The organism is Clostridium ragsdalei P11 (assembly GCF_001675165.1).
Taxonomy (GTDB): Bacteria; Bacillota; Clostridia; order Clostridiales; family Clostridiaceae; genus Clostridium_B; species Clostridium_B ragsdalei.
In genome coordinates this window covers 1-3306 of record NZ_LROS01000048.1, presented here as the reverse complement: position 1 = coordinate 3306, position 3306 = coordinate 1, and the positions used below count along the sequence as shown (strand labels likewise).

Here is a 3306-nt window from a genome sequence, read left to right as displayed (position 1 = left end):
TTATTCTATTGTTTGGGATATAGTATTTTCTACTCCAACTTCCTTCAAACGTTGATTTGCAAATTGTTGAAGCTTTTGGATATGTTCTGGCTGCAGGTGACTAAATCTCCCTTGATATTTAATATATTCACTAACTGGTTTGTATTTAGCTGGTTTTATAGTGAGCTTGTATTCACCATCAACAAGTTCGTACAGCTGTACCATTCCTGTTTCTACTGCTAATTTGGCAACTTTTACTGTCTTTTCTGCTGGGAAACTCCAGCCTTTTGGACATGGAGCATGAATGTAAAGGAAGGCAGGCCCTTCTGCATTGCAAGCTTTACGTACTTTATTCATTAAATCCACAGGATATCCTACTGAGGCAGTAGCTAAATATTTTAATTCTGGATGTCCATGTGCCATAATCTTTGTAATATCTTTAGGCATAAGTTTTCTACCTTCTGGAACTACAGGCCCTGCTGGTGTAAATGTAGTCCATGCACCATAAGGAGTAGTTGGAGAAGCTTGTATTCCTGTATTTGCGTAAGATTCATTATCATAACAGATAAATACTATATTATGTCCCCTATAAAAAGCTGCAGATAAAGATTGAATACCAATATCAGATGTACCACCATCACCGGCCATGACAATAATATTTGGATATTCTGCATCTGTTTTATGTTTTCTGATCATAGCTTTAAATGCGGCTGATATACCAGATGCAACTCCACCACCGTTTGTTATCTGTGCATGTATCCATGGAACAGCCCAAGGACCACAGCCATAGCTTGTATTTGCAACATACATACAACCAGTAGGCCCAATGAAAATTGTATTTTTGCCTGCAGCTTTAGCAACCAATCTATACTGCAAAGCAGGACCGCAGCCTGCACAGGTACGGTGACCTGGAACATAATATTCTTCCACTGGTGCTTGTTTAATAGATTTAATTTGTTCTAACATTTAACTTTCCTCCCCTCATTTATAGTTCAAATGGTGCCCAATAGCTTTGTTTTTCAATTTTACCTGTTTTATTTACCTCTTTCAGTATGTTAAACATCTTGTAAAATTCATCATGGGTAATCATTGATCCACCTAAACCTGCAACAAATCCAACTGTTTTAACTTTTTCATCATTATTGTATAAAGCAGCTCTAGCTTCAGTAAGTAAAACTCCTGCTCCACATGAAATTCCAAAGTTTACTGAATTGTCAACTACACCTACAACTTTAAATCTTTTTAAACATTCTCTTACTTGTTTTGTTGGGAATGGACGTAAAGTACGTAACCTTACTACTCCAACCTTTTCTCCAAGATTACGAAGGTGCATCGCAACGTTTTTTGCTGTTTCAGTATGTCCACCTTGCATAAAGATAACTATTTCAGCATCGTCGGTCATATATTCTTCCAGCCATGGATCATATTTACGTCCAAAGGTTTTACCAAATTCATCATGAACTTCTTCAATTACTTTATAAGTACCCTCTACAGCTAAATGGCGCTGATATTGTGTACCAGGACCCATTTCAGGTTCCATTTGTGCACCAAGAATCTGAGGATTTCTTGTATCTAAAACATGGTGATTTTTATATGGTGGTAAAAATGAATTAACCTGTTCCTGTGATGGTACATCAACTTCGCCAAGTATGTGGGATACAAAATATCCATCTTGACAAGCATATTGAGGTAAAAGAACTCTAGGATCTTCACCTATACGATAGTACATAAGAGTCATATCCAAAGCTTCTTGAGGAGTGGATGCCCATCCTTGAATCCAGCCTTGGTCACGACAGCACATAGCATCTGTCTGTTCAGAACCAAAATCTCCTGGTGGATCTAATGTACGATCTGCAATTGCCATCTGAAGTGGCAGTCTTTCACCTGAAATTGGAGAATAAACTTCCATTGCATAAGTTACACCTACTCCTGAACTACCTGTAAATGCACGGGCACCAGCAGCTGAAGCTCCATAGACAACACTTAACTGTCCATGTTCACCTTCACCAAGAACAAATTCAGCATCTAATTCTCCATCTGCAACCATTCGTGCCAATTCTGACATAATTCCAGTATATGGACGAATTGGATAGGAACATATGACATCAACATTAGCTAACTTAACTGCGTTAGCTGTTGCAACACAACCAGACATTCTTTTTATATTAGTTTTCATTGTTTTAATTCACCTCCTGTTTAATATAAACTTAATCTTCAAAATCCAGTTCAGGAACTAAGCTTATTGCTCCAACCGGACACATCTCAGCACATAATCCACAACCTTTGCAATATTTCAAATTAAAATTAATGGGACTGTCTTTAGTCATAAGGTTGACACATGAATCAGGGCAGCTAATCCAACAAATCTGGCATTCTGTACATTTTTCAGCATCTAATATTGGTCTCCTTGTACGCCAATTTCCGGTGATCATTCCTTCATTTTCTTTTTGTGGTGATTTAACAGTTCCTGCAAAAGGAATCTTTTCATATGGTACAGCCATTTTACAGCACCTCCTCAATATTTTAATGTTTTATAAAGTATTCGCATCTACGACAACAGCTTGGTCATATGCTTTTTTAGCAGCACTCTTATTTACAACAATTTTTAATAAATCATCCATCTGCACAATTCCGGTACCTTTGACAATAGCAGCAGCTAATGCTGCACCCATACCTTTACCAATACCGGATGCATCTGTTGCACCTTCTGCCCCTGAAAGGGTAATAATGGATTTTGACAATTTATTGGCATCTATTGTTATTATCTTAGAAAGGTTTTCCGTATTTTTTTTAATAAATTTGAACAAATACTCAGGTGCCCTCTTAGTATTAATTACAAGAACAGCCCCAGGTCTAATTCCAGCTAAAATGTCAATCCCCTTAACAAGAGTTTCTTCTGTAAGTGCAACAATATCTGGAGTCTCATTTTCATAGACATATTTGGATTCGATTGGTTTAGGGCTAATTTTACCATAGGCCCTTACTGGAACATAGATACGGTCAGGGAGATCAACATAATTTTCCCAGGCTTGAACACACTTACCTTCTAGTGCAGCAGCTTCAGTTAGAGAGACAACTACATCACGAGCTTCTTTGTTTTCATACACTCCTCTTCCCCAAACTGTGATTTGCTTTAAATCTGGTTCGGCAAACAAATTTTTATTTGTCACTATTCTCCACCTTCTTTTTTAATAATTTAATACTTGGTAATGTACACAGCTGTAAAGCTGCTATTTGGGGGCAATCACCTCCTCAAATTTCTTTTTATGATTTACCTCAGCAATGGCTTGATTAAAGATTTTATCATCTATTTTAATCTTTAATCCT

The 3306-nt window shown here is 37.2% G+C and carries 4 protein-coding genes; all 4 read right to left on the bottom strand.

What is annotated here, in order from left to right:
* From CLRAG_RS16085 to CLRAG_RS16070, 4 genes are read right to left on the bottom strand one after another with little or no spacing between them, the layout of a single operon-like run.
* The gene (locus CLRAG_RS16085; protein ID WP_063599910.1) at positions 1-945 is read right to left on the bottom strand and encodes an oxalate oxidoreductase subunit beta; all 945 of its coding nucleotides are present in this window, start codon (positions 943-945) and stop codon (positions 1-3) included.
* A gap of 19 nt (positions 946-964) precedes the next feature.
* Positions 965-2155 (bottom strand): oxalate oxidoreductase subunit alpha, encoded by a 1191-nt coding sequence (locus tag CLRAG_RS16080; RefSeq protein ID WP_065079331.1) that lies wholly within the window; start codon positions 2153-2155, stop codon positions 965-967.
* Positions 2156-2186: 31 nt separating this feature from the next.
* A complete protein-coding gene (locus CLRAG_RS16075) occupies positions 2187-2480 on the bottom strand; it encodes a 4Fe-4S binding protein (protein WP_063599908.1) in 294 nt (97 codons plus the stop codon).
* Between the two features lie 30 nt (positions 2481-2510).
* Complete coding sequence (locus tag CLRAG_RS16070) at positions 2511-3149, bottom strand: oxalate oxidoreductase subunit delta (protein ID WP_065079330.1); 639 nt, start codon at positions 3147-3149, stop codon at positions 2511-2513.
* Positions 3150-3306: the final 157 nt, after the last annotated feature.

Coding starts and splice junctions, on each gene's coding strand:
- CLRAG_RS16085 (WP_063599910.1), bottom strand. CDS start 945: ATGTTAGAACAAATTAAATCTATTAAACAAGCACCAGTGGAAGAATAT.
- CLRAG_RS16080 (WP_065079331.1), bottom strand. CDS start 2,155: ATGAAAACTAATATAAAAAGAATGTCTGGTTGTGTTGCAACAGCTAAC.
- CLRAG_RS16075 (WP_063599908.1), bottom strand. CDS start 2,480: ATGGCTGTACCATATGAAAAGATTCCTTTTGCAGGAACTGTTAAATCA.